This window comes from Streptomyces sp. NPDC048639, assembly GCF_043199075.1.
Classification (GTDB): domain Bacteria; phylum Actinomycetota; class Actinomycetes; order Streptomycetales; family Streptomycetaceae; genus Streptomyces.
This window is the reverse complement of record NZ_JBICVP010000011.1, coordinates 1-24073: the sequence shown is the minus strand read 5'-3', so window position 1 is coordinate 24073 and position 24073 is coordinate 1. Positions and strand designations below refer to the sequence as shown.

Sequence of the window (24073 nt, the reverse complement as noted above, 5' to 3'; positions counted from 1 at the left end):
TTGAGCCGGAGGGGGAGCGGGCCGTCAGCCGGCCCGGGCGGCGAGTTCCGGCTCGGCGTGCTGTGACAGGTACCGGAGGGCGTGCCCGTCGATGAGGTCGAGGACACAGGCGATGTCGTGGACCGTGGTCTGCGGGTTGAGCAGCGTGAACTTCAGATAGTGGGCGCCGTCGACCTTGGTTCCGGCCACGACCGCGTCGCCGGAGGCGAACAGGGCCTCGCGGGCGTGGAGATTGACCGCGTCGGTCAGCTCGGGGCCGGTGCCGGCGGGCGGCACGTAGCGGAAGACCAGCGTCGAGAGCTGGGGCTGCGTGACGACCTCGAAGCGCGGATCGGCGTCCAGCAGCTTCCAGCCCTCGGCGGCGAGGTCCACGACCGCGTCGAACAGCCCGCCCACGGCGTCCGCGCCCATGACGCGCAGTGTCATCCACAGCTTGAGGGCATCGAAGCGGCGGGTGGTCTGGATGCTCTTGTCGACCTGGTTGGGGATCTGCCCCTCGGCCATACGGGCCGGGTTGAGGTAGTCCGCGTGGTAGGTGGCGTGCCGGAGGGTCGCCTGGTCGCGGACCAGGACGGCGCTCGAACTGACCGGCTGGAAGAAGGACTTGTGGTAATCCACGGTCACCGAGTCGGCGCGCTCGATGCCGTCGAGCAGATGGCGCCTGCGGGAGACCAGCAGCCCGCAGCCGTACGCGGCGTCCACATGCATCCACGTCTCGTACTGCTCGCAGAGGCGGGCGATCTCGGGCAGCGGGTCGATGGAACCGAAGTCGGTGGTGCCGGCGGTGGCGACGACGGCCAGGGGCACCAGGTCCTCGGCGCGGCAGCGTTCGAGCTCGCGGGCGAGCGCGGCGGGCCGCATCCGCTTGTCGCGGTCGACGGGCACCGGGATGACGGCCTCGTAGCCCAGGCCCAGCAGGGCGGCCGATTTGGCGACGGAGAAGTGGCTGCACTCGGACGCGAGGATGCGCAGCCGGGGGAGGATGTCGGCCTTGCGGGGCGGTACCGCCGAGTTCTTGCCGACGATGCGGCAGGCCTCGTCGCGGGCGAGCAGCAGGGCATGGAAGTTGGACTGCGTACCGCCGCTGGTGAAGATGCCGTCGGCAGCGGTGCCCAGACCGATGCGGTCGGCCGTCCAGCGGATGAGACGGCGCTCGATCAGGGTGCCGCCGATGCTCTGGTCCCAGGTGTCCAGCGAGGAGTTGACGGCCGAGAGCACCGCCTCGCCGAGGACGGCGGGTATGACGACGGGGCAGTTGAGGTGGCCGAGGTAGCGGGGGTGGTGGAAGTACACGGCGTCGCGGAGGTAGACGTCCTCGAGTTCGTCCAGGGCGGCGGACGAGTCGTGCAGCGGCCGGTCGAGGTCGACCCCGGAGATGACGGGGGCGAGTTCGTGCGGCGTGACACCGGTGAACGGCCGGGTGGTGGCGGAGAGTTTGGCGGCCACCCGCTCCACACCTTCGGTGACGGAGCGGCGGTAGCGCTCGGCCGTGGCGTCGTTGAGCAGATGGGCCCGGTGGTCCGGCTGAGTGGGGACGGCCGGCGACGGGGGCTCCTCGGCGGACTGCGCGAGGAAAGACATGAACTGCCCTCCCGGATAGGGGACTTCGCCACGCCTTCGGGGCGGACGTGGCTCGGGGGACGTGCGGTTACTTAGGTTAGCCTAACCTAAGTAAATCTGGCGGGTGAGGGCGGGTCCTGAAGGCTTCCGTCGCCCGCCTCGTCACTCCTCGCCCCGGCCCGCCAGGCCCGGTGTGATCCGGGGACGGGTAGGGCGCGGGCTCGGCGTATGCGCCGGTGGGCATGCCGGAGAGCGCACCTGGTGGGCGCGCTGTCATTGCCTCAACTTCCTCAAGGAGCCAATGAGGTGCGGACGCTGGGACGCCGGCGGGCGGTGCGCTCGACGACGCCTGAACGCTCAGGTGTCAGCGGCGGTACGGGATCTCGTACCGCTCAGTCGGCGGTGGCGGTGCCGGACAGGGCCTCCTTGCGGAGGTCCTCCTCGCTGGCGCCACGACGCCAGTAGCCCACGAACGTCACGGCCTTGCGATCGAAGCCGCGCTCGCCCACGAGATGGCGCCGCAGGGCGCGCACGGTGCCGGACTCGCCGGCGATCCAGGCGTACGGGGTGCCGAGGGGCAGTGCCGCCTCGCGCACCGCGTCCAGGGCGGACGGGTCCGCTGCTCCGGCCGCGGTCACTGCCGCTGTCCGGGGCCCGGCTGCTGCCGCGGTTCCGGTGGTCGGCCGCCGCACCAGCCAGGTGATGTCGGCGTCGGCCCGTGTCGGCAGGTCCCGGCGGTCCGTGGCATCGGGGACTTCGATCCAGACCTTCGCCGGTGTGCCCGGCGGCAGCCATTCCAGGATGGCCGCCGCCGCGGGCAGCGCCGTCTCGTCGGCGGCGATGAGCACCCAGTCGGTGCCCCGCGGCGGACGGAAGCGGACGGCGGTGTTGTCCTCCACCGCCGGGCCGAGGATGATTACGCGGTCTCCCGGGCGGGCCCGTTCGGCCCACCGGGAGGCCGGGCCCGCCGCCACGGGCCCGCCCGCGTGCCCGCTGCCGTGGAGCACGAACTCGATGTCCATCTCGTCCGGATCACGGCGCTGAGCGCTCACGGTGTAGGAGCGCATGATGCCCCGCACCCCGGGGTCCATCTCCCGCCACCGGCCGAACCAGGCGTCGCCCTCCTCGTACGGGACGAGGGGGGCGTCCTGACCCGGGTGCGGCAGGAAGAGCGAGAGGCTCTGGTCCCGGCCTCCCGCGAGGAATCCCTCCAACTGCTCGCCGCCGAAGGTGATCCGGATCATCGAGGGGCTGAGCCTCTCGGTTCTGAGGACGTGCAGATCGAAGAAGCGGAACGGGGCGGCCTCGGCGGTCGCGGCGGCGGGGGCGGCAGCGGTGGGCATGGGGCGGCTCCTGACGTGGCGGCGGGCGGGAACTCCGGTCGCGTACGGAGGCTCAGTCGACCTTCTTGGCCTTCTCGAGCGCCTTGGCGAGGTCCTCGAGGATGGGCGCGCACTTGTCGTACGAGTAGATGGGCTCGGTGACGCGCGGGATGACCTGGCCGGCCTTGACGGCGGGCAGCTTGGACCAGGTGGGCTTGGACTTGTCGAGGGCCGCGGGCTGAAGGGCCGACGTGCGGTTGTCCATCATGATGAGGTCCGCGTGGTACTTGTCGACGTTCTCCCAGCTCAGCTCCTCGAACCAGCCGCCGGTGTCCTTCTTCGCCTTCTCGGGCGGCTCGACGAGGTTGACGCCGAGCTGCTTGAAGTACTCCAGGTCGGCGGAGAGGTTGGAGCCCGAGACGTAGAAGAGGTTGTCGGAAGCGGAGCCGATCATGACCTTGATGTCGGGCTTGGACTTGGCGGCCTTGCGCAGCCGCTCCGCGGCGGCCTCGAAACGCTTCTTCGCCTGCGTGACCTTGTCCGAGCGGATGTCGGCGCCGAGCGACTCGGCGAGTTCCAGATGGCGCTTGAGCGGCTCGGTCAGCGGGCGGTCGTAGACGCTGATGCCGACGCTGGGTGCAAGCCCCAGGATCTTGCCCTTGGACTCCTCCGGGACATACCAGAGGGTGCCCGCGTCATCGAACATCGTGGAGACGAGCACCTCGGGCGCGAGGGCCGCGTACTTCTCGACGTTGAACTCGCCCCAGGCGTTGCCGAGGATCGTCACCTTGTCGATGTCCAGGTCACCGGCCTGGACATCGGGCTTGCCGTCCTTTGTTCTGGTCGGGCCGAAGACGCCCTTGACCTTCACTCCGTAGTCGTGGAGCGCGGCGGCCGTGCCGGTGAAGGCCACGATGGCCTTCGGGGTGCCATCCGTTTTGGCCGTCTTGCCGCGGTCGTCCTTGAAATTCCAGGCGCCGGACTTCCCGGACGAGTTGCCGGAGCCGGAATCGCTGCCACCGCAGGCGGTGAGTGCGGCGCCGAGGCCGAGGGCGCCACCCGTGGTGAGGAGGGAGCGACGGGAGAGCCGGGCGGCTCGGGCGTGAGGCATAGCGATTCCGCTTTCGTGGTACGAGTGTTCCTGGACGCGGTCAAAGGTTAGGTTAACCTAACCTTATTATTTGTCCAGGCCGCCTCGTAACCCGGCCTCACGCCCTCACCGGCGTGCAGGTCCTACGGCTCAGGAGCCTCCCAGTCCCAACTCCCGGGCGATCAGCATGCGCTGGACCTCACTGGTGCCCTCGCCGATCTCGAGGATCTTGGAGTCCCTCCACATACGGGCCACCGGGTATTCGTTCATAAAGCCGTAGCCGCCGTGGATCTGGGTGGCCTCACGCGCGTTGGTGACGGCGATCTCGGAGGAGTAGAGCTTCGCGAGCGCCGCCTCCTTCTTGAACGGCTCGCCGTGCACCAGCCGCGACGCCGCGTCGCGCCAGGCGAGGCGGGCCGTGTGGGCGCGCATCTCCATGTCCGCCAGCTTGAACTGGATCGCCTGGTTGTCGCCGATCGGCTTCCCGAACGCCACGCGGGTCTTGGAGTACGCCACCGACTCGTCGACGCAGCCCTGGGCCAGGCCCGTGGCCAGAGCGGAGATCGCGATGCGGCCCTCGTCGAGGATCCGCAGGAACTGGGCGTAGCCGCGGCCCAGTTCACCGACGAGGTTGGAGGCCGGGACGCGGCAGTCGGTGAAGGACAGCTCGCGGGTGTCCGAGGCGTTCCAGCCGACCTTGGAGTACGGCGGGGCGGCCGTGAAGCCCGGGGTGCCCGACGGAACGATGATCGAGGAGATCTCCGGCCGTCCGTCCTCCTTGCGGCCGGTGACGGCGGTGACCGTCACCAGACCCGTGATGTCCGTACCGGAGTTGGTGATGAAGGACTTGGTGCCGTTGATCACCCACTCGCCGGTGGCCTCGTCGAGCCGGGCCGTGGTGCGCGTGCCGCCCGCGTCCGAGCCGACATCCGGCTCGGTCAGGCCGAACGCGCCCAGGATCTCGCCCGAGCACAGCCGGGGCAGCCACTCGCGCTTCTGCTCCTCGCTGCCGAACCGGTAGATGGGCATGGCGCCGAGCGAGACGCCCGCCTCCAGGGTGATGGCCACGGAGGAGTCCACCCGGGCCAGCTCCTCCAGGGCGAGGCCGAGGGCGAGATAGTCGCCGCCCATGCCTCCGTACTCCTCGGGGAAGGGCAGCCCGAACAGGCCCATGCGGCCCATCTCGCGCACGATGTCGTACGGGAACTCGTGGTTCTCGTAGAACTCCCCGATCTTCGGGGCGACGACGTCGTGGGCGAACTCCTCCACCGTGCGGCGGAGTTCCTCGTGCTCGGACGAGAGCCGGTGGTCGATCGACATGGCGGTCACTGCTCCTGTTGGGAGGTGGTGCCGGCAAGGGCACGGACGGTACGGGACGGGCTGGGTCGGCCCAGGTGAGCTGCCATCCACACGCTCGTGGCGGTGAGACGGCCCAGATCGACCCCGGTCTCGATGCCGAGGCCGTGCAGCATCCACACGAGATCCTCGGTGGCGAGGTTCCCGGTGGCGCTCTTGGCGTAGGGGCAGCCGCCGAGGCCGCCGGCCGAGGCGTCGACGACGGTGACGCCGTGCTGCAGGGCGGCCAGGGTGTTGGCGAGGGCCTGGCCGTAGGTGTCGTGGAAGTGCACGGCGAGCCGGTCGGCGCCGACGCCGGACTCGCCCAGCAGGGAGAGCAGTTCGAGGACATGGCCCGGCGTCGCCACGCCGATGGTGTCGCCGAGGCTCAGCTCGTCGCACCCCATGTCCACCAGGGCCCGGCAGACCCGTACGACCTGGGCGACCGGTACCGGGCCCTCCCACGGGTCGCCGAAGCACATCGACACATAGCCGCGCACCCGGGCGCCGGCCTCCTTCGCGTCGGTGACCACGGGGGCGAACATCGCCAGCGACTCGTCGACCGTGCGGTTGAGGTTGGCCTTGGCGAACGACTCGGTGGCGCTGGCGAACACGGCGATCTCGCGCACGCCGAGGGCGAGCGCCCGGGACAGGCCACGCTGGTTCGGCACCAGCACCGGGAGCCGGGCGTCCACATCCTCCAGCATCGGCATGAGCTGCTCGGCGTCGGCCAGTTGGGGCACCCACTCGGGGCGCACGAAGCTCGTCGCCTCCACCGTGGACAGGCCCGCGTCGGCCAGCCTCCGGATGAAGTCGGCCTTCACCTCGACCGGGACGACCATCTTCTCGTTCTGCAGGCCGTCCCTGGGGCCGACCTCATGGATGCGGACCCGGGCCGGAAGACCCGGCGCGGTCACCTCCATGGGCAGTCCCAGGGGCGCCCCACCGGTCAGTCGCTCCGTCATGACCCGCCTTCCTGCGCTTCCTGGGTGTCGTACGGGGTGACCACGGCGAGCACCTGGTCCATGGCGACCGTGGAGCCCGGCGTCACATCGAGTTCGGTGACCGTGCCGGCGTGCGGGGCGGAGATGACGTGCTCCATCTTCATCGCCTCCACCACCAGCAGGCTCTGGCCGGCCGCGACCTCGTCGCCGACGGCCGCCTTCACGACGGTCACGGTGCCGGGCATGGGCGCGGTGAGGGCGTCCACGCCGTGCGCCCCGGCCCCGCCGCTCAGCGCCGCCTCGACCGGGTCGTGGTCCTGTACGTGCCAGGTCTCGCCGTCCCGGCCGAGCCAACTGCCGCCCCCACCGGGCGGGGCGACGAACGGATGCGTGACGCCGTCCCACTCCAGCAGCACATGGACGGGGGAGCCGGGGACATCGGGGCCCCCGGCCGGGCCGCCGCCGGATGCGGCTCCCTGCGCCGCGCCCGCCGGACCCGCGGCCGGAGCGTTGGCGCCCGCCGCGATCAGCCGGGCGGCCACCGGCTCGGCCTCGCCCACGCACACAACGGCATCGCCGGCGTCGCCGCGCACCCGGACCGCCACTGGCTCCTGCCCCGGCACCCGCACATGGTGCACGGTCCATGCGGTCTCACCGCCGAGCCGCCACCCGCTGGGCACGGAGAACGGGTCGGTCCACACGGCGCCCGCACCGGCAGGCCCCTGCGGGCCTGATCCCGCAGTCGTCGAGGAACCGCCGCCTGCCGGAATCCCCCCGCCCGCGCGGAGTCCCGCCGGGCTCAGGGCCGCGTGCCGCAGCAGCGCCGCCGCCCCGTACACCTCGGCCGGGACGTCGCACGCGACCAGGGAGGGCGCCTCGCGGTCCACCAGACCGGTGTCCAAGTCGCCCGAGATCACGGCCGGATGGGCCAGCAGCCGCCGTAGAAAGGCGGTGTTGGTGTCGACCCCGAGGACGGCGGTGCCGGCGAGCGCGGTGCGCAGGCGGCGCAGCGCCGTCGGACGGTCGGGGCCGTGGGCGATGACCTTGGCGAGCATCGGGTCGTAGGAGGTGCCGACCTCGGTGCCGGGGGAGAGGCCGGAGTCGACCCGTACGCCCTCGCCCTCCGGTTCGCGCAGCGCCCGGACCGTGCCGGCGGAGGGCAGGAAGTCCACGCGGTCGCCCGACATCCGCGCCGTCTCGGCGCAGATCCGGGCCTCCACCGCGTGACCGCTGAGCGTGATGTCCTCCTGCGCGAGGGCCAGCCGCTCGCCGGCCGCGATGCGCACCTGCCACTCCACCAGGTCCAGGCCGGTGATGAACTCGGTGACCGGATGCTCCACCTGGAGGCGGGTGTTCATCTCCATGAAGCAGTACGCGGACGGGTCGCCGCCGGGGACGATGAACTCCACCGTGCCCGCGCCCGCGTATCCGCAGCTGCGGGCCGCCTGTACCGCGGCCTCACCCATTGCCGCACGCGTCGCCTCGTCCAGGAGCGGGGACGGGGCCTCCTCGATGATCTTCTGGTGGCGGCGCTGGAGCGAGCACTCGCGCTCACCGAGGTGGATCGCATGGCCGAACCCGTCGGCCAGCACCTGGATCTCGATATGGCGCGGGCCGTCGATCCACCGCTCCACCAGCAGGGTGTCGTCGCCGAACGAGCCGCGTGCCTCGCGCCGCGCCGCCGCGATCTCGTCGGCGAGCAGCTCCTCCGCGCGCACGAGCCGCATGCCCTTGCCGCCGCCGCCCGCCGACGGCTTGAGGAGTACCGGCATGCCGATCTCCCGTGCGGAGGCGGCGAGTTCGGCGTCGGAAAGACCGCTCCCCGATGAGCCCGGCACGACCGGGACCCCGGCCGCCTGGACGGTCTCCTTGGCGCGGATCTTGTCGCCCATCAGGTCGATCGCCGCGGGCGGCGGGCCGATGAAGGCGAGCCCCGCGTCGGTGACGGCCTGCGCGAACGCGGCGTTCTCCGCGAGGAAGCCGTACCCGGGGTGCACCGCCTGGGCTCCCGTACGGGCGGCGGCCTCCAGCAGGCGGGCCGTGGACAGATAGCTCTCGGCCGCGGAGGCCGGGCCGATCCGCACCGCGGTGTCCGCCTCGCGTACGTGCCGGGCGTCCGCGTCGGCGTCGCTGAATACGGCGACCGAGCGGATGCCCATTCTCCGGAGCGTCCGGATGACCCGGACCGCGATCTCGCCGCGGTTGGCGACCAGGACTGCGTCGAACATCTCGGGCATCCCTCTCACATCCGGAAGACGCCGTAGCCGGGCGCCGACGGGTCCTTGTGCGGCAGCGGCGCGTTGGCGCACGCGGTGAGCGCGAGCCCCAGCACCGTGCGGGTCTCCAGCGGATCGATGACCCCGTCGTCCCACAGCCGCGCCGTGGCGTAGTACGCGTTGCCCTGGTGCTCGTACTGCTCGCGGATCGGGGCGCGGAAGGTCTCCTCGTCCTCGGAGCTCCACTCCTCGCCGCGGGCCTCCAACTGGTCGCGCTTGACGGTCGCGAGCACCGAGGCGGCCTGCTCGCCGCCCATCACCGAGATCTTGGCGTTGGGCCACATCCACAGGAAGCGGGGGGAGTACGCCCGGCCGCACATCGAGTAGTTGCCCGCGCCGTAGGAGCCGCCGATGACGACGGTCAGCTTCGGTACGCGTGTGCAGGCCACGGCCGTGACCATCTTGGCGCCGTGCTTGGCGATGCCGCCCGCCTCGTAGGAGCGGCCGACCATGAAGCCCGAGATGTTCTGCAGGAAGACCAGCGGGATGCCGCGCTGGTCGCACAGCTCGATGAAGTGCGCGCCCTTCTGGGCCGATTCGGAGAACAGGATGCCGTTGTTGGCGACGATTCCGACCGGGTGGCCGTGGATCCGGGCGAAGCCGGTGACCAGCGTCGTGCCGTACTCGGCCTTGAACTCCGAGAACCGGGAGCCGTCCACGACCCGCCCGATGACCTCGCGCACGTCGTAGGGCGTACGCGAGTCGACCGGCACCGCGCCGTACAGCCCCGCCGGGTCGGTCTCCGGCTCCTGGACGGGCTCCACCGACCAGGGCAGCGGCCCCCGTTCGGGCAGGGTCGCCACGATGTTCCGCACGATGCGCAGTGCGTGGGCGTCGTCCTCCGCGAGGTGGTCGGTGACCCCGGAGGTACGCGAGTGGACCTCGCCACCGCCGAGTTCCTCGGCCGTCACCACCTCGCCGGTCGCCGCCTTCACCAGAGGGGGCCCACCGAGGAAGATCGTGCCCTGTTCGCGCACGATGACGGCCTCGTCGCTCATCGCCGGGACATACGCCCCGCCGGCCGTGCACGAGCCGAGCACCGCCGCGATCTGCGGGATGCCCGCGCCCGACATACGGGCCTGGTTGTAGAAGATCCGGCCGAAGTGCTCGCGGTCCGGGAAGACCTCGTCCTGCATGGGCAGGAAGGCGCCGCCGGAGTCCACCAGATACAGGCACGGCAGCCGGTTCTCCAGCGCCACCTCCTGCGCCCGCAGATGCTTCTTCACCGTCATGGGGTAGTAGGTGCCGCCCTTGACCGTGGCGTCATTGGCGACGATCACCACCTCGCGGCCCGAGACGCGGCCGATGCCCGCGATCACTCCCGCGGCGGGGGCCTGCCCGCCGTACATCCCCTCGGCCGCCAGCGGCGCCAGCTCCAGGAACGGCGAGCCCGGGTCGAGGAGGGTGTCCACCCGGTCCCGGGGCAGCAGCTTGCCGCGCGCGGTGTGCCGCGCCCGCGCCTTCTCGCCGCCCCCCAGCCGCGCGGTCGCGAGTCTCTCGCGCAACTGTGCCGCCAGCTCGCGGTGTCCCGCCTCGTTCGCGCGCCAGGCGTCGGACGCCGGATCGGCGGCGCCGGCCAGCACGGGTGCCTGCTGCATCTCCTTCGAGCCCCCTTGCCCGGTGGATGGGGTGGTGCGTCCGCCCGGTGGATGCGGTCCCGTCCGTGGTCGCGGACCCCGCGGGTGTTAATGAGCGTTAACGCGTTTCCTTCAGGTTAACGAGCGCTAACCCGGCTGTCTAGAATGAATTCCCATGAGCGCGAACGCTGCCGCCGGAACCGGGGCCCCGACCCGCCGCGACCAGATCCTCAAGGAGGCCGCCCGGCTCTTCGCCGAGCGCGGCTTCCACGGCGTGGGCGTCGACGAGATAGGCGCCGCCGTCGGCATCAGCGGACCCGGTCTCTACCGCCACTTCGCGGGCAAGGACGCGATGCTCGCCGAACTCCTCGTCGGCATCAGCGGCCGCCTGCTCGCCGGTGGCAAGCGGTGCGTGGCCGAGATCGAGGGACCTGCCGAGACCGTGCTGGACTCACTCATCGAGGGCCACATCGATTTCGCCCTCGACGACCGCCCACTGATCACTCTCCACGATCGCGAGCTGGACCGCCTCCGGGACAGCGACCGCAAGCTGGTCCGCCAGCTCCAGAGGCAGTACGTGGAGCTCTGGGTGGAGATCGTGCGCCGGGTCTACCCGGGCATGGGGGAGCGCGACGCGCGCGCCACCGTCCACGCGGTGTTCGGCCTGCTGAACTCCACGCCCCACCTGGGGCGGGGCTCCCTGCCCGGCCGCCCCGAGACCGCCGCCCTGCTGCACCGGATCGCCCGCGGCGCCTTCGCGGCCGCGTCGGACTCTGGACAGATTCGCTGACCCCCGGGTAACTTCGTGCTGAGCAAGCGCTTAGAAACCCCGCTCGGTGGTACCCGGTCCTCTCCGGTACCCGAAGGCAGCGATACGAGGAGGCGTGCGATGCGGCGCACCGTGTTCAACGAGGACCACGAGGCCTTCCGGGAGACCATCCGCGACTTCATCGCCGCCGAGGTCGTCCCGGTCTACGACGAGTGGCTCGAGGCCGGCCAGGCACCGCGCGACTTCTACTACAAGCTCGGTGAGCTGGGCGTCTTCGGCATCGAGGTCCCCGAGGAGTACGGCGGCGCCGGCGAGACCAGCTTCAAGTTCCAGGCGGTCGTCACCGAGGAGTGCGCCCGCGCCGGGGTCAGCTTCGGCGGCAGCGGCGTCCACGTCGGCCTCTGCCTGCCGTACCTCCTCGCCTACGCCACCGACGAGCAGAGGAAGCGCTGGCTGCCCGACTTCGTCTCCGGCGCCATGATGACCGCCATCGCCATGACCGAGCCCGGCACCGGCTCGGACCTGGCCGGGATGAAGACCACCGCCAAGCTCTCCGAGGACGGCACGCACTACGTCCTCAACGGCGCCAAGACCTTCATCACCGGCGGCGTCCACGCCGACCGCGTCATCGTCTGCGCCCGCACCGCCCCGCCCAGCGCCGAGGACCGTCGCGCCGGTATCTCCCTGTTCTTCGTGGACACCGGCAGCGAGGGGTACGCGGTCGGCCGCAAGCTGGAGAAACTGGGCCTGAAGACCTCCGACACCGCGGAACTCTCCTTCTCCGACGTCAAGGTTCCGGTCGAGGACCTCCTCGGCGAGGAGGGCAAGGGGTTCTCCTACCTCGGCCAGAACCTGCCGCAGGAGCGCCTGGCCATCGCCATGGGCTCGTACGCGCAGGCCGCCGCGGCCGTCGAGTTCGCCAAGGCATATGTGCGGGAGCGCACCGTCTTCGGCACGTCGGTGGCGACCTTCCAGAACACCAAGTTCGAACTGGCCGCCTGCAAGGCGCAGGTGGACGCCGCCCAGGCCGTCGTCGACCGCGCGCTCGACGCCCACGACGCCCGTGAGCTGTCCGCCGCCGACGCCGCCTCCGCCAAGCTGTTCTGCACCGAGACCGCCGCGAGCGTCATCGACCGCTGCCTGCAGCTCCACGGCGGCTACGGCTACATGATGGAGTACCCCATCGCCCGGCTGTACGCGGACAACCGCGTCAACCGCATCTACGGCGGCACCAGCGAGGTCATGAAGTCCATCATCGCCAAGTCGATGGGGCTCTGAGGCCGCCGGAGACGGCCCGCGAGACTGTTCACCGATGAATCCGTCACTGCAGTCGCTCCTCGATCTGCTCGACCTCGAGCGGATCGAGGAGGACATCTTCCGGGGCAACAGCCGCGCTGCTGTCGTGCCCCGCGTCTTCGGCGGCCAGGTCGCCGCCCAGGCCCTGGTCGCCGCGGGCCGCACCGTCCCGGAGGACCGTTCGGCGCACTCCCTGCACGCCTACTTCCTGCGGCCCGGCGACCCCGGCGCCCCGATCGTCTACACCGTCGACCGGATCCGCGACGGCCGCTCCTTCACCACCCGCCGCGTGGTCGCCGTGCAGCACGGGCAGCCGATCTTCCACCTCTCGGCGTCCTTCCAGACGTACGAGGACGGGCTCGAGCACCAGGCCCCCATGCCGTGCGCGCCGGATCCGGAGACCCTGCCGACGGCCGCCGAGACGCTGCCCCGGCACGCCCACCTCTTCCGAGACCCCGGCACGGTGGACCGCCTGCTGGAGTCGCGCGCCGCCATCGACCTGCGGTATGTGGAGGAGCCGCCGTACGCGACGGCGGCGAAGGGACCGCGCGACCCGCGCTCCCAGGTGTGGTTCAAGACGGTGGGAAAGCTGGTCGACGACCCGCTGCTGCATGTCTGCCTCGCCACCTACGTCTCCGACATGACGCTGCTGGACTCGGTGCTCCTGGCCCACGGCCGGGGTGGCTGGACGGTGGGGGACGTGGTGGGCGCGAGCCTGGACCACGCCATGTGGTTCCACCGCCCCTTCCGGGCCGACGAGTGGCTGCTGTACGACCAGGAGAGCCCCTCCGCCTCCGGGGGCCGCGGGCTCGGGCAGGCCCGGATCTACACCGCAGACGGGCAGCTCGCGATCACCGTCATCCAGGAGGGCGTGATCCGCGTGCCGCGCGCCTGAGACGTACGCGGCCGCTGCCCTTCTCCGGGTGCCGGGTGCCGGGTGCCCCCAGCCAGGACCCTCACGGCTGCGGCGTCAGTCCCGCCGCCGCGATCAGGTAGGCCGTGAGCGGGTCGTAGAAGCGCGGGTTGACCACGTGGTCGTCCAGCGGGACGGACACGGCGACCGTGCCCTCGGCCTCGCCGATGAACAGGGCCGGGTCGTTGCAGTCCGCGAAGCCCACCGCGTCGATGCCGTGCTGTCCCGCGCACCCCGCCCAGCCGTGGTCGGCCATCACCAGGTCGGGCCACGCCCGGCCCTCCCGCTTCAGACCGTTCAGGATCGCCGACATCGGCTCGGGGGAGTGGGTGTGCCACAGGGTGGCGCCCCGCTCCAGCATCGCCACGTCGCAGAACTGGAAGACATAGCCGTCGTCCGCGCCCAGCCCCGGCGGGATCACCACGATCTCGCAGCCTGCCGCCCGCAGCGCCGCCGCCACATGCCGGTGCACGTCCAGCAGCCCGCCCGGGTGCCCGGTCGCGAACAGCACCCGCTGCCGGGCCTCGGCCGCCTTGCGCAGCACGGTGGCCATACGGTCCAGGGCGTCGACCGTCAGCTCCGGGTCGATGGTGTCCTGGCCCGTACGGTGCTGCGGGTCGTCGACGACGCCGCAGCGCTCGGCCATGACGGCCAGCACGTCCTGCTCGTCGGTCCAGCGGTCGCCCAGTTCCAGGCCGAGCCAGTAGTGCCGGTCGCCGTTCGCCAGCCTGCGGTAGTGGGCGAGGTTGTTGTCCCGGGGCGTGGCGACGTCGCCCGCGATCCGCGTACGGACGAGGTGGTCGATCAGTTCTGCGCGGTTCGGGGCGGGACTGGGTATCGGCATGGCTTCATTGTGTCCTGTACGCGTCCGCGATGGACGCTGTGTCCAAATAGCGGTGCCCGTCCATCGGGAACGTACATGTGCGGAATCCGCGGGTCCTCCTACTCTCGGTCCATAGCCCGTACGTCCCCGAATCCGCCGAGAGGCAGCTTCCGCATGAGCACCCAGCCCCGTGGACCCGTCGACTCGTCCCGCATCCCGCGCTACGCAGGACCCGCGACCTTCGCGCGGCTTCCCCGGCTCGACGAGGTCGGGGCCGCCGACGTCGCGGTGGTCGGCGTGCCCTTCGACACCGGCGTCTCCTACCGGCCCGGCGCACGCTTCGGCGGCAACGCCATCCGCGAGGCCTCCCGGCTGCTGCGCCCGTACAACCCGGCCCAGGACGCCTCGCCGTTCGCGCTCGCGCAGGTCGCCGACGCCGGTGACATCGCCGCGAACCCGTTCAACATCAACGAGGCCGTCGAGTCCATCGAGGCCGCGGCCGACGACCTGCTGGGCACCGGCGCCCGTCTGATGACGCTCGGCGGCGACCACACCATCGCCCTGCCGCTGCTGCGGTCCATGGCGCGCAAGCACGGGCCGGTCGCGCTGCTGCACTTCGACGCGCACCTGGACACCTGGGACACCTACTTCGGCGCCGAGTACACCCACGGCACGCCGTTCCGGCGGGCGGTCGAGGAGGGCATCCTCGACACCGAGGCGCTCTCCCACGTGGGCACGCGCGGCCCGCTCTACGGCCGCCAGGACCTGACCGACGACGAGAAGATGGGCTTCGGCATCGTCACCTCCGCCGACGTCATGCGCCGCGGGGTCGACGAGGTGACTGACCAGCTCCGCCAGCGGGTCGGCGACCGTCCGCTCTACATCTCCATCGACATCGACGTCCTGGACCCGGCGCACGCCCCCGGCACCGGCACCCCCGAGGCGGGCGGCCTCACTTCCCGCGAACTGCTGGAGATCCTGCGCGGGCTGGCCTCCTGCAACCTGGTCTCGGCCGATGTCGTCGAGGTCGCCCCGGCCTACGACCATGCGGAGATCACGTCGGTGGCGGCCTCCCACACTGCGTACGAGCTGACGACGATCATGTCCCGGCAGATCGCCGCGGGGCGCGGCGGGGCCACGAGCGGCTGACCGTCCGGAGCGGTGCGGACGAGAGGGTGGTGGGGACGAGAGGGTGGTGGGGACGAGGGTGGTGGAGCGGGGCCCGCCACCCTCTGGGGCCGCGGGCCCCGCCACCCTCCGCCCGTCCGCCCCGCGGCGGTCGCTACTCTGCCCGGATGCGTGATGGGGGAGGCACCACCGACGGTGCCGACGCGGGTGCCGCCGGTTCTGCCGTGCGGCGGGACGCGGGCCGGTTCGTCCGGCTGAAGGAGAAGCGGCTGCTCGTCGCCGCGGCGGCCCTGGTACTGGCGGCGGCAGGGGTGGCGACGACCCTGGGCATCGCCGACTCCGGTGAGAACAGGCCCTGTTGGCGGCCGCCCGCCTCGGCGCGGGCCCTCGCCGATGACCCCGCGGCCGCCACGAAGGCCCTCGATCCCGGTGACGGTCTCGCTCGGCTCGGGGCCGCGAAGAAGCTGCTGGCGCACGAGCGTGTGTGCGGTGACGGCGCCCGCGTGCTGGGCCGCATCGTGGCCGGAGCCACCCGTTCCGCCGGTCCGGACGAGCCGCACACCATGGCGCAGGCCCGGGCCGCGTATGCCGTGGCCGCCGCTTTCGACGGTGTCGAACTCCCCGCGGGGATGGCGCCCGGCGTGGCCCGGATGCTGGCCGAGTACGTGGTCGACGCGGGGCGCGAGGACTTGGCGTACGGAGACGACGCGTCCGGCCCGGCGCTCCCTCCCGGGCAGGCGCGTCCGGACCGGAACGGCTGGGTGTGGGTGGGCCGGTTCCTGGCCCCGGGCGAGGCCCACGCGGCGTTCGAGTACGCCGATGCCACCGTGAAGGCGGACGCCGACACCGAGGACCTGGTCGCCGAACTCGCCAAGGACCCCGAGGCGTTCGCGATTCTCTACGACGCCGAGCGCGCCTTTTTCGCGCACTATCTGGAGCGGCTGACCCGCGAGGGCGGCGACCCGGCCTTCCGCCCCGGGCCCCGCGACCGCTCGGCGGAGGCGACGACGTGGCCCGACAACGACCTCCAGGACCTGGGGGAGCGCGTCGCCCGGCTCATGCGGTACCGCACCGAGTACGCCGGCGACGGGACGATTCCCGATCTCACGGCCTTCGACCGTGCCGTACGCGACCACATCCGCGGCACCTTCCGTCCCGCGCCCCGGCAGGTGGACAGCCGTCCGCCGATGGGCGGCATCGCGGAACGCCCGGTCGCGGGCCCGTTCCGGGGCGACCCGATGGACGGACGGGGCCGGCTGTTCGCGGTGCTGGACCGGTGGGCGGAGGAGCGCGGGGTACCGGCGCGCCGGGCGGCCGCGATGCGGCAGCTCCTGGACGACGCCTATGTCCGCGGGCTCTGGCTCAACCATTGATCACGCTGCCCGAGGCAGTGGCATGACAGGAGCGGGATCGCGGGATCCGCGTCAGAAGAACCGCAGGCCGGTGCAGTTGCGCCGGACGGCCTGGTCCTTCGCGAACGTCTCCAGCGCCCGCCGTCGCACCGCCTCCCCGGCCCCCGGGATGTCATCGTCCGCCACGAGCGCGAAGTTGGCGCTCTCGCCGTCGCAGCGGGCCGTCGCCGTGGACGAACGGCGCTCGCCGTTGCCGCTGCCGGCGGTGAGGCGGTTGCTCCAGTCGCCGTACCAGGCGAGCAGGAGCATGCGATGGCCTCCCTGCCCGGACCCCGTGTCGTCTCGCTCCGACCCCGGGGAACCCATGGAAAGGGTGCAGTACCCCGTGGGCGCGGCGTCGTTCATGCCGTTCACCACATGCCAGCCGCCGTCCTCCGGCAGCCCCGCACGGGCCGCCCACCCGCAGGCTCCCTTCCCCGCTCGCGCGAGCTCCACCGCCTCCGGGGCGTCCTCGCTGTCCTGCGGGTCGGGCGGCACGGCGTCCCGCGCGGGGGCGCGCAGCGGTTTCGCACCGCAACCGAGCTTCCCGGAGGCCGTGTTGGCGAAGGAGACGGCCGTACGGTACGCCGCTCCCGGTACGCCGCTGTCGGCGCTCCGGCTCAGCGAGGTCCGTACGAGGAGCGTGCGCCGCCTGCCGTCGGCGTCCCTGCCGAGGTCCGGGCAGGCCAGCACGAGCTGGACGGAGCCGAACCGGTCGACGAATCCGGGCAGCCCGTCCGGCAGGGGCGCCTGGGGCGCCGTCCCCTCCTGCGGGAAGACGGTCATGTACGTGCGGTCCTGGTCGTCACGCCGGGTGTAGGCCTCCATGTCGATGAGCCACCCGCGCTTGCCGTCCACGGTGACGCGGCAGGTGAAGGAGCCGAGCGTCTCGCTCCGCCGGGACTCCGCGGATCCCAGATGCGCGTCCTCGGGTACGAGCTGCCGTACCGCGTCCTGCGGCAGTGCCCCGTCGCAGGCGCTTCGCGCCACCGCCCAGTCCTGCACGTACGGCTCGGCGATCCAGCCGCCCACACCCAGGACCGCCGCCGCCACCACCGACACCTTGATCCAGCGCCGCACTGTCCCCGCCCCCGTCGCACCGACAACGCCTCCGGCCCCGGGCCGGCGTCACGGCCGGACCCTACTCGCTGCCGCCGTGGGCTCCCGTGTCCGGCCCCCGTCCCGGGTCGTACGTCCCGGGGCGGAGCCGTCTGCGACACATTGCGTACGCACCGCTGAAACAAAACCGGGGATCACCGGTGTTGTGGATCGTGGTGCCGCGGATACCCGCGGCGCCCGGGAGGCATGGACAACGGAGGACGACAAGTGAGTCCGAGGGGCGAGAGCACACGGCAGCCGGGCTGGGCGCGGCGGCTGACCGGATACGCATGGCGCTACCGCCGCCACGTCCTGCTCGCCCTCGGCTCCTCGCTCGCAGGCATGGGCGTCCTGGCCCTCGTCCCGCTGGTCACGCGGCTGATCATCGACGACGTGGTGATCGCCCGGACCCGCGATCTCGCCCCCTGGGCCGCCCTGCTGGTCCTCGCCGCCGCCGTCGTCTACGGACTCACCTACCTCCGCCGCTTCTACGGCGGGCGCCTGGCCCTCGATGTCCAGCACGATCTGCGGACCGAGATGTACCGGTCCCTCGTCCGGCTCGACGGCAGGCGCCAGGACGACCTGTCCACCGGGCAGGTCATCGGCCGTGCCACCAGCGACCTCCAGCTCATCCAGGGCCTGCTGTTCATGCTGCCGATGATGATCGGCAACATCCTCCTCTTCGTCATCTCCCTGGGCGTCATGGTCTGGCTGTCGCCGCTGCTGACCCTGGTCGCGCTGGCCATCGCCCCCGCCCTGTGGATCCTCGCCCAGCGCAGCCGCAAGCGTCTCTTCCCCGCCACCTGGTACGCGCAGGGGCAGGCGGCGGCCGTCGCGGGTGTCGTGGACGGGGCGGTCACCGGCGTGCGCGTGGTCAAGGGGTTCGGGCAGGAGGAGCAGGAGACCGGCAAGCTCCGCGAGGTCGGCAGGAAGCTGTTCGCCGGGCGGATGCGGACGGTCCGCCTCAACTCCCGCTACACCCCCGCACTGCAGGCCGTACCCGCCCTCGGGCAGGTCGCCATGCTCGCGCTCGGCGGCTGGATGGCGACCCGCGGGCAGATCACCCTCGGGACGTTCGTCGCCTTCTCCACCTACCTCGCCCAGCTCGTCGGCCCGGTCCGGATGCTCACCATGGTCCTCACGGTCGGGCAGCAGGCGCGGGCGGGCGTCGAGCGGGTGCTCGAACTCATCGACACCGAGCCGACGATCGAGGAGCGGCCGGACGCGCACGCACTGCCCGCCGACGCCGCCGCGACCGTCGAGTTCGATGCCGTCACCTTCGGATACGACCCGGAGCGGCCGGTCCTGGAGGACTTCTCGCTGCGCATCGAGCCGGGCGAGACCGTCGCCGTCGTCGGCACCTCCGGCAGCGGCAAGTCCACGGTCTCGCTGCTCCTGCCGCGGTTCTACGACGTGAGCGGCGGGGCCGTACGGGTCGGCGGACACGACGTGCGGGACCTGACGTTCGCCTCGCTGCGCGCCGCCATCGGACTCGTGCCGGAGGACAGCTTCCTCTTCTCGGACACGGTCCGCGCCAACATCGCGTACGGGAAGCCGGACGCCACGGACGAGCAGATCCGCGCCGCCGCGACGGCCGCCCAGGCCGACGGGTTCATCCAGGAACTGCCCTCCGGCTACGACACCACCGTCGGTGAGCAGGGCCTGACCCTCTCCGGCGGCCAGCGGCAGCGCGTCGCGCTGGCCCGCGCGATCCTCACCGACCCGAGGCTGCTGCTCCTGGACGACGCCACGTCCGCGGTCGACGCGCGCGTCAAGCACGAGATCCACGAGGCGTTGCGCGGCGTGATGGCGGGCCGTACGACGCTGCTCATCGCCCACCGGCGCTCGACGCTGAGCCTCGCCGACCGGATCGCGGTGCTGGACGGCGGGCGGCTGGTCGACGCCGGTACGCACGAGGAGTTGCAGGAGCGCTGTCCCCTGTATCGCAGGCTGCTCACGGATCCGGACGAACTGGGCGGCGTGGAGCGCGATCCGGCCGGTGCCGTGCCGAGCGAGGACGGGGAGAGCGGGGAGGAGGCGGCGAGCGCCACGGATGGAGAGGCGAGCCAGGACTCCGGTGCCCGTGAGGAGCAGGCAGCCTCCGAGCGGGCCTACGCGTACCGCCCCTACGTCACCGACTCCCGTATCAGCCGGGGCCGCGCGATCGAGCGCCGCGCGGCCGACCGCCGGGTCTCCGACGCCGATCTGCGGGCCGAGTGCGATCTGGAGGTCGAGGCCGAGATCGACTCCGAACCGGTCAACGCCCGCCGCCGCGTCGCGGACGGCATCACTCCAGAACTGTGGGGCGGGGACGCCTCCGGGCGGAAGCCGCGCACCGGCTCGACCGCATCGAGCGCCATCGACGCCCTGTCCACCTCGCGTCCCGGCGGGTCCGGCCCGCCCACCGCGGGCGGCATGGCGGGAGCGCTCGCCGGAATGCCGGCCACACCCGAACTGCTCAGCCAGGTCGCGGCGCTCCCGCCCGCCACCGACACTCCGCAGGTGGACGAGGCGCACGCCGCCCGGCCCGAGAAGGACTACGGGCTGCGCCAGTTGCTCCGCGGGTTCGGCGCGCCCCTGCTGCTCTGCCTGCTGCTGGTGTCCGTCGACGCCGGCGCCGGTCTGCTGCTGCCCATCCTCATCAGGAACGGCATCGACGACGGTGTGCAGAAGCTCGCGCTCGGCGCCGTATGGACGGCTTCGGCCTTCGCGCTGGGCGTGGTCCTCGCGCAATGGGCGGCGCAGTTCGGTGAGACCCGGATGACGGGACGCACCGGCGAACGCATCCTCTACAGCCTCCGTATCAAGATCTTCGCGCAGCTCCAGCGTCTTGGACTCGACTACTACGAGCGCGAGTTGACCGGCCGGATCATGACGCGGATGACGACGGACGTGGACGCGCTGTCGACGTTCCTCCAGACCGGTCTGGTCACCGCCGTCGTCTCGGTCCTCACCTTCTTCGGCATCCTCGTCGCGCTGCTCGTCCTCGACGCGGGCCTTGCGCTGGTCGTGTTCGCGACCCTGCCGATACTCGTCGTGGGGACGATTTTCTTCCGCCGCAAGAGCGTGAAGGTGTACGAGCTCGCGCGTGAGCGCATCAGTGTGGTCAACGCCGATCTGCAGGAGAGCGTCGCCGGGCTGCGGATCCTGCAGGCGTTCCGGCGCGAGGGCAGCGGCGCGGCGGGGTTCACCGAGCGGAGCGATAGCTACCGGCGGGCGCGGGTGCGCGGCCAGTTCCTGATCTCCGTCTACTTCCCGTTCGTGCAGTTGCTGTCGTCCGTGGCGGCGGCGCTGGTGCTGATCGTCGGCGCGGGCCGGGTCTCGGAGGGGACGCTCACGACGGGTGCGCTGGTGGCGTACCTCCTCTACATCGACCTGTTCTTCGCGCCGGTGCAGCAGCTCTCCCAGGTCTTCGACGGATACCAGCAGGCGACGGTCTCGCTGGGCCGCATTCAGGAGCTGCTGCGCGAGCCGACGTCGACCGCGGTCGCGGAGCGGCCGCGCGAGGTGCGGACGGTTCACGGCGAGATCGCCTTCGAGGACGTGCACTTCCGCTACCGGGGCAACGACGGCCAGGAGGAGCCGGCCGCGCTGTCCGGGATCGACCTGCACATCCCGGCGGGCCAGCGGGTGGCGTTCGTGGGGGAGACGGGCGCGGGCAAGTCGACCCTCGTCAAGCTGGTCGCCCGCTTCTACGACCCGGTGTCCGGCACGGTCCGCGTCGACGGCGCCGATGTGCGGGACCTCGACCTCACGGCCTACCGGCAGCGGCTCGGTGTCGTCCCGCAGGAGGCGTACCTCTTCCCGGGCACGGTGCGCGACGCCATCGCGTACGGCCGCCCGGAGGCGACCGACGCCGAGGTGGAGGCCGCGGCGCGGGCGGTCGGCGCGCACGCGATGGTGGCCTCGCTGGACGGTGGCTATCTCCACGAGGTGGCCGAGCGGGGCCGCAACCTCTCCGCGGGCCAGCGGCAGTTGATCGCCCTGGCCCGGGCAGAGCTGGTCGATCCCGACATTCTGCTTCTCGACGAGGCCACGGCGGCGCTCGACCTGGCGACCGAATCCCTGGTCAACCAGGCCACGGACCGGCTGGCCGGGAGGCGCACCACCCTGGTCGTCGCCCACCGGCTGACGACGGCCGCACGGGCGGACCGCGTCGTGGTCATGGGGCACGGTCGCGTCATCGAGGACGGTACCCACGCCGAACTCCTCGCCGCGGAGGGCGCATACGCCCAGCTCTGGCGCACGTTCGTCGGTGAGCCGGAGATCGCGGCGGCCTGAACGCCGCCACAGGTCTCCGCAAGGCCTCACCGAAACCCTGACACCCCGGGAACCAACCGCCCCGTCGCGCGCGTGTAGCTTGTCAATCGCCCGCATGTACGAGGTACGGGCACTCGACCCCTTGGGGGAGGCACACGTGCGTGGTGCGGCACGTCGACGCATGGTCATAGGACTGGTGATCGCTGTTCTGGCGGCCGGAGCAGCCGGTCTCACCGCTGCCACGGCCGGGGCCGGCGCGCTGTGCCCCGGGCGGAAGGTCAAGACGATCGACTTCTCGGGCGGCAAGGTCCAGGTCTACAAGAGCAACCGGATCAAGTGCGCGGTCACGATCGCCAAGTCGCCCGGTGAGCGCCGCAGGATGAGCGTCAGCATCCAGGCGCGCGGCAGCCACCCCCGGGCGGACAGCGGCTGGTTCACGCACCACGCGGGGCCGGTCAAGGTGACCGCGGGGGGCCGCTGCGTGTTCGTACGGGGCGCGGTCGGCGACAAGTCGGTCAAGTCCGGCTGGGTTCTCTGCTGACCGACCCGTTGTCCGTCCCGGCCGGGTCCCTCTCCCCCGGCCCTGCTCCACCGGTCATGGCCCGGCGCTCTCTTTCGATCGTGCACCGATCGAACAGATTCGCCCATAAGGTCTGGCGGTGCCGTGAGTTGCGCCGGTAGGTTCGCGGCGACCTTTGTGAACCCAGGGGAGGGTGAATGCGCAAGGCGCTCAGATGGCTGCTGTCGCTCACGGTGCTCATAGGCGCCGCTGGTGCCGGCGGTGCGCCCGCAGGAGCGGCCACCGCCGCCGAGCCGGGCAGTAAGGACATCAAGGACCGGATCCTCGCGATTCCCGGTATGAGCCTCATCGAGGAGAAGCCGGTCGACGGATACCGGTACTTCGTCCTCAATTACACCCAGCCGGTCGACCACCGGCACCCGTCGAAGGGGACCTTCAAGCAGCGGCTGACCGTGCTGCACAAGGCCACCGACCGCCCGACGGTCTTCCAGACCTCGGGCTACAACGTCTCCACGACCGCCGGCCGCAGCGAGCCGACGAAGATCATCGACGGTAACCAGGTGTCGATGGAGTACCGATTCTTCACGCCGTCCCGGCCCGACCCGGCCGACTGGAAGAAGCTGGACATCTGGCAGGCCGCCAGCGACCAGCACCGCATCTTCAAGGCGATGAAGAAGATCTACGGCAAGAACTGGCTGGCCACCGGCGGAAGCAAGGGCGGCATGACGGCGACCTACTTCCGCCGTTTCTACCCGCACGACATGGACGGCACGGTCGCGTACGTCGCTCCCAACGACGTCAACAACCGTGAGGACTCCCGATACGACCGCTTCTTCGAGAACGTCTCCACCAAGGAGTGCCGGGACGCCCTGTCCGCCGTCCAGCGCGAAGCGCTCGTGCGCCGCGGTGAGATGACCGACCTGTACAAGAAGTGGGCGAAGGAGAACGACGCCACCTTCAAGACGGTCGGCAGCCTCGACAAGGCTTACGAGAGCGTCGTCCTCGACATGGTCTGGGCCTTCTGGCAGTACAGCTCCGAGAAGGACTGCGCCGACGTTCCCGAGCCGGACGTCTCGACCGACAAGCTCTACGCCTACGTCGACGCGATCTCCGGCTTCTCCGCCTACGCCGACCAGGGCCTCGAGACCTACACGCCGTACTACTACCAGGCCGGCACGGAACTGGGCGCTCCCACCCTGGAGTACCCGCACCTCGACGGCCTGCTGCGGTACCCCGACTACTTCACGCCGCGTGCCTACGTGCCGCGTGACATCCCGATGAAGTGGAAGAACGGCGTCATGCGAGACGTCGACCGCTGGGTCCGGAACCGCAGCGAGCGGATGATGTTCGTCTACGGGCAGAACGACCCGTGGGGTGCCGAACCGTTCCGCCTCGGCAAGAGTGCCAAGGACTCCTATGTCTTCTTCGCGCCCGGTGCCAACCACGGTGCGAATGTCGCCGGTCTGACGGCGAAGGAGAAGGAGAAGGCCACGTCCGAGATCCTGGAGTGGGCGGGCGTGGCATCGCCGGCCGTCCGCAGCGGCGACGCCGCGGCGAAGCCGCTGGCCGAGCCGGACTCCAAGCTCGACCGTCAGCGGATGGAGCGCACGCTCCGACCGTAACGGGCCTGTGCGGACCCGAGGGTCCTCCCGCACATCCGGCGGGGGGGGGGGGGGGGGGGGGGGGGGGCCCGCGGGGGGGGGGGGGGGGGGGGGGGGGGGCCGAGTTGACCGGAGCGGGGGCGGCGAGCGGAGCGACCGCGGCGATACCT

At 71.6% G+C, this 24073-nt stretch carries 17 protein-coding genes; 8 read left to right on the top strand and 9 right to left on the bottom strand.

Annotation, left to right across the window (positions count from 1 at the left end):
- Positions 1-24 precede the first annotated feature (24 nt).
- The 7 genes from ACGFNH_RS27260 to ACGFNH_RS27230 form a co-directional block, all read right to left on the bottom strand.
- Positions 25-1581, bottom strand: coding sequence for a pyridoxal phosphate-dependent decarboxylase family protein (locus ACGFNH_RS27260; RefSeq protein ID WP_393658083.1), 1557 nt, complete (start codon positions 1579-1581; stop codon positions 25-27).
- A gap of 371 nt (positions 1582-1952) precedes the next feature.
- Entirely contained in the window at positions 1953-2903 is a 951-nt protein-coding gene (locus ACGFNH_RS27255; RefSeq protein ID WP_393658081.1) for a siderophore-interacting protein, read from the bottom strand.
- 52 nt (positions 2904-2955) lie between these two features.
- The gene (locus ACGFNH_RS27250; RefSeq protein WP_393658079.1) at positions 2956-3993 is read right to left on the bottom strand and encodes an ABC transporter substrate-binding protein; all 1038 of its coding nucleotides are present in this window, start codon (positions 3991-3993) and stop codon (positions 2956-2958) included.
- Positions 3994-4122: 129 nt separating this feature from the next.
- Positions 4123-5292, bottom strand: a complete 1170-nt coding sequence (locus ACGFNH_RS27245) for an acyl-CoA dehydrogenase family protein (RefSeq protein WP_393658077.1) — start codon at positions 5290-5292, stop codon at positions 4123-4125.
- A gap of 5 nt (positions 5293-5297) precedes the next feature.
- Positions 5298-6272: a hydroxymethylglutaryl-CoA lyase gene (locus ACGFNH_RS27240; RefSeq protein WP_393658075.1), complete on the bottom strand. Its 975-nt coding sequence runs from the start codon at positions 6270-6272 to the stop codon at positions 5298-5300.
- Positions 6269-8479: an acetyl/propionyl/methylcrotonyl-CoA carboxylase subunit alpha gene (locus ACGFNH_RS27235; RefSeq protein ID WP_393658073.1), complete on the bottom strand. Its 2211-nt coding sequence runs from the start codon at positions 8477-8479 to the stop codon at positions 6269-6271. Before ACGFNH_RS27235 ends, ACGFNH_RS27240 begins: the two co-directional genes overlap by 4 nt.
- 14 nt (positions 8480-8493) lie before the next feature.
- The gene (locus ACGFNH_RS27230; protein WP_393658071.1) at positions 8494-10125 is read right to left on the bottom strand and encodes a carboxyl transferase domain-containing protein; all 1632 of its coding nucleotides are present in this window, start codon (positions 10123-10125) and stop codon (positions 8494-8496) included.
- Between the two features lie 154 nt (positions 10126-10279).
- Between ACGFNH_RS27230 and ACGFNH_RS27225 the strand changes: the two genes are divergently transcribed.
- The 3 genes from ACGFNH_RS27225 (at position 10280) to tesB (ending at position 13064) form a co-directional block, all read left to right on the top strand.
- Positions 10280-10894 (top strand): TetR/AcrR family transcriptional regulator, encoded by a 615-nt coding sequence (locus ACGFNH_RS27225; RefSeq protein ID WP_393658069.1) that lies wholly within the window; start codon positions 10280-10282, stop codon positions 10892-10894.
- 99 nt (positions 10895-10993) lie between these two features.
- Positions 10994-12151, top strand: a complete 1158-nt coding sequence (locus tag ACGFNH_RS27220; RefSeq protein WP_393658067.1) for an acyl-CoA dehydrogenase family protein — start codon at positions 10994-10996, stop codon at positions 12149-12151.
- 34 nt (positions 12152-12185) lie between these two features.
- Entirely contained in the window at positions 12186-13064 is an 879-nt protein-coding gene (gene tesB, locus ACGFNH_RS27215) for an acyl-CoA thioesterase II (RefSeq protein ID WP_393658065.1), read from the top strand.
- Between the two features lie 61 nt (positions 13065-13125).
- On the opposite strand, the gene ACGFNH_RS27210 is transcribed toward tesB, so the two are convergent.
- Entirely contained in the window at positions 13126-13926 is an 801-nt protein-coding gene (locus tag ACGFNH_RS27210; RefSeq protein ID WP_393658063.1) for a phosphatase, read from the bottom strand.
- Positions 13927-14079: 153 nt separating this feature from the next.
- Between ACGFNH_RS27210 and speB the strand changes: the two genes are divergently transcribed.
- Both speB and ACGFNH_RS27200 read left to right on the top strand, forming a co-directional pair.
- On the top strand, positions 14080-15054 hold the full coding sequence (gene speB / locus ACGFNH_RS27205; RefSeq protein WP_393658061.1) for an agmatinase: 975 nt from the start codon (positions 14080-14082) through the stop codon (positions 15052-15054).
- Between the two features lie 146 nt (positions 15055-15200).
- A complete protein-coding gene (locus ACGFNH_RS27200) occupies positions 15201-16406 on the top strand; it encodes a hypothetical protein (protein ID WP_393658059.1) in 1206 nt (401 codons plus the stop codon).
- 51 nt (positions 16407-16457) lie between these two features.
- On the opposite strand, the gene ACGFNH_RS27195 is transcribed toward ACGFNH_RS27200, so the two are convergent.
- Positions 16458-17504, bottom strand: coding sequence for a hypothetical protein (locus ACGFNH_RS27195; protein WP_393658057.1), 1047 nt, complete (start codon positions 17502-17504; stop codon positions 16458-16460).
- Between the two features lie 246 nt (positions 17505-17750).
- Between ACGFNH_RS27195 and ACGFNH_RS27190 the strand changes: the two genes are divergently transcribed.
- The 3 genes from ACGFNH_RS27190 to ACGFNH_RS27180 all read left to right on the top strand — a co-directional run bounded on the left by ACGFNH_RS27190 (position 17751) and on the right by ACGFNH_RS27180 (position 23924).
- Entirely contained in the window at positions 17751-21803 is a 4053-nt protein-coding gene (locus tag ACGFNH_RS27190; protein WP_393658055.1) for an ABC transporter ATP-binding protein, read from the top strand.
- 160 nt (positions 21804-21963) lie between these two features.
- Positions 21964-22323 (top strand): hypothetical protein, encoded by a 360-nt coding sequence (locus ACGFNH_RS27185; protein WP_393658053.1) that lies wholly within the window; start codon positions 21964-21966, stop codon positions 22321-22323.
- Positions 22324-22499: 176 nt separating this feature from the next.
- On the top strand, positions 22500-23924 hold the full coding sequence (locus tag ACGFNH_RS27180; protein ID WP_393658051.1) for a S28 family serine protease: 1425 nt from the start codon (positions 22500-22502) through the stop codon (positions 23922-23924).
- Positions 23925-24073: the final 149 nt, after the last annotated feature.

Excerpts from the sequence above, each read along its gene's own strand:
- ACGFNH_RS27260 (WP_393658083.1), bottom strand. The coding sequence starts at position 1,581 with ATGTCTTTCCTCGCGCAGTCCGCCGAGGAGCCCCCGTCGCCGGCCGTC.
- ACGFNH_RS27255 (WP_393658081.1), bottom strand. The coding sequence starts at position 2,903 with ATGCCCACCGCTGCCGCCCCCGCCGCCGCGACCGCCGAGGCCGCCCCG.
- ACGFNH_RS27250 (WP_393658079.1), bottom strand. The coding sequence starts at position 3,993 with ATGCCTCACGCCCGAGCCGCCCGGCTCTCCCGTCGCTCCCTCCTCACC.
- ACGFNH_RS27245 (WP_393658077.1), bottom strand. The coding sequence starts at position 5,292 with ATGTCGATCGACCACCGGCTCTCGTCCGAGCACGAGGAACTCCGCCGC.
- ACGFNH_RS27240 (WP_393658075.1), bottom strand. The coding sequence starts at position 6,272 with ATGACGGAGCGACTGACCGGTGGGGCGCCCCTGGGACTGCCCATGGAG.
- ACGFNH_RS27235 (WP_393658073.1), bottom strand. The coding sequence starts at position 8,479 with ATGTTCGACGCAGTCCTGGTCGCCAACCGCGGCGAGATCGCGGTCCGG.
- ACGFNH_RS27230 (WP_393658071.1), bottom strand. The coding sequence starts at position 10,125 with ATGCAGCAGGCACCCGTGCTGGCCGGCGCCGCCGATCCGGCGTCCGAC.
- ACGFNH_RS27225 (WP_393658069.1), top strand. The coding sequence starts at position 10,280 with ATGAGCGCGAACGCTGCCGCCGGAACCGGGGCCCCGACCCGCCGCGAC.
- ACGFNH_RS27220 (WP_393658067.1), top strand. The coding sequence starts at position 10,994 with ATGCGGCGCACCGTGTTCAACGAGGACCACGAGGCCTTCCGGGAGACC.
- tesB (WP_393658065.1), top strand. The coding sequence starts at position 12,186 with ATGAATCCGTCACTGCAGTCGCTCCTCGATCTGCTCGACCTCGAGCGG.
- ACGFNH_RS27210 (WP_393658063.1), bottom strand. The coding sequence starts at position 13,926 with ATGCCGATACCCAGTCCCGCCCCGAACCGCGCAGAACTGATCGACCAC.
- speB (WP_393658061.1), top strand. The coding sequence starts at position 14,080 with ATGAGCACCCAGCCCCGTGGACCCGTCGACTCGTCCCGCATCCCGCGC.
- ACGFNH_RS27200 (WP_393658059.1), top strand. The coding sequence starts at position 15,201 with ATGCGTGATGGGGGAGGCACCACCGACGGTGCCGACGCGGGTGCCGCC.
- ACGFNH_RS27185 (WP_393658053.1), top strand. The coding sequence starts at position 21,964 with ATGGTCATAGGACTGGTGATCGCTGTTCTGGCGGCCGGAGCAGCCGGT.
- ACGFNH_RS27180 (WP_393658051.1), top strand. The coding sequence starts at position 22,500 with ATGCGCAAGGCGCTCAGATGGCTGCTGTCGCTCACGGTGCTCATAGGC.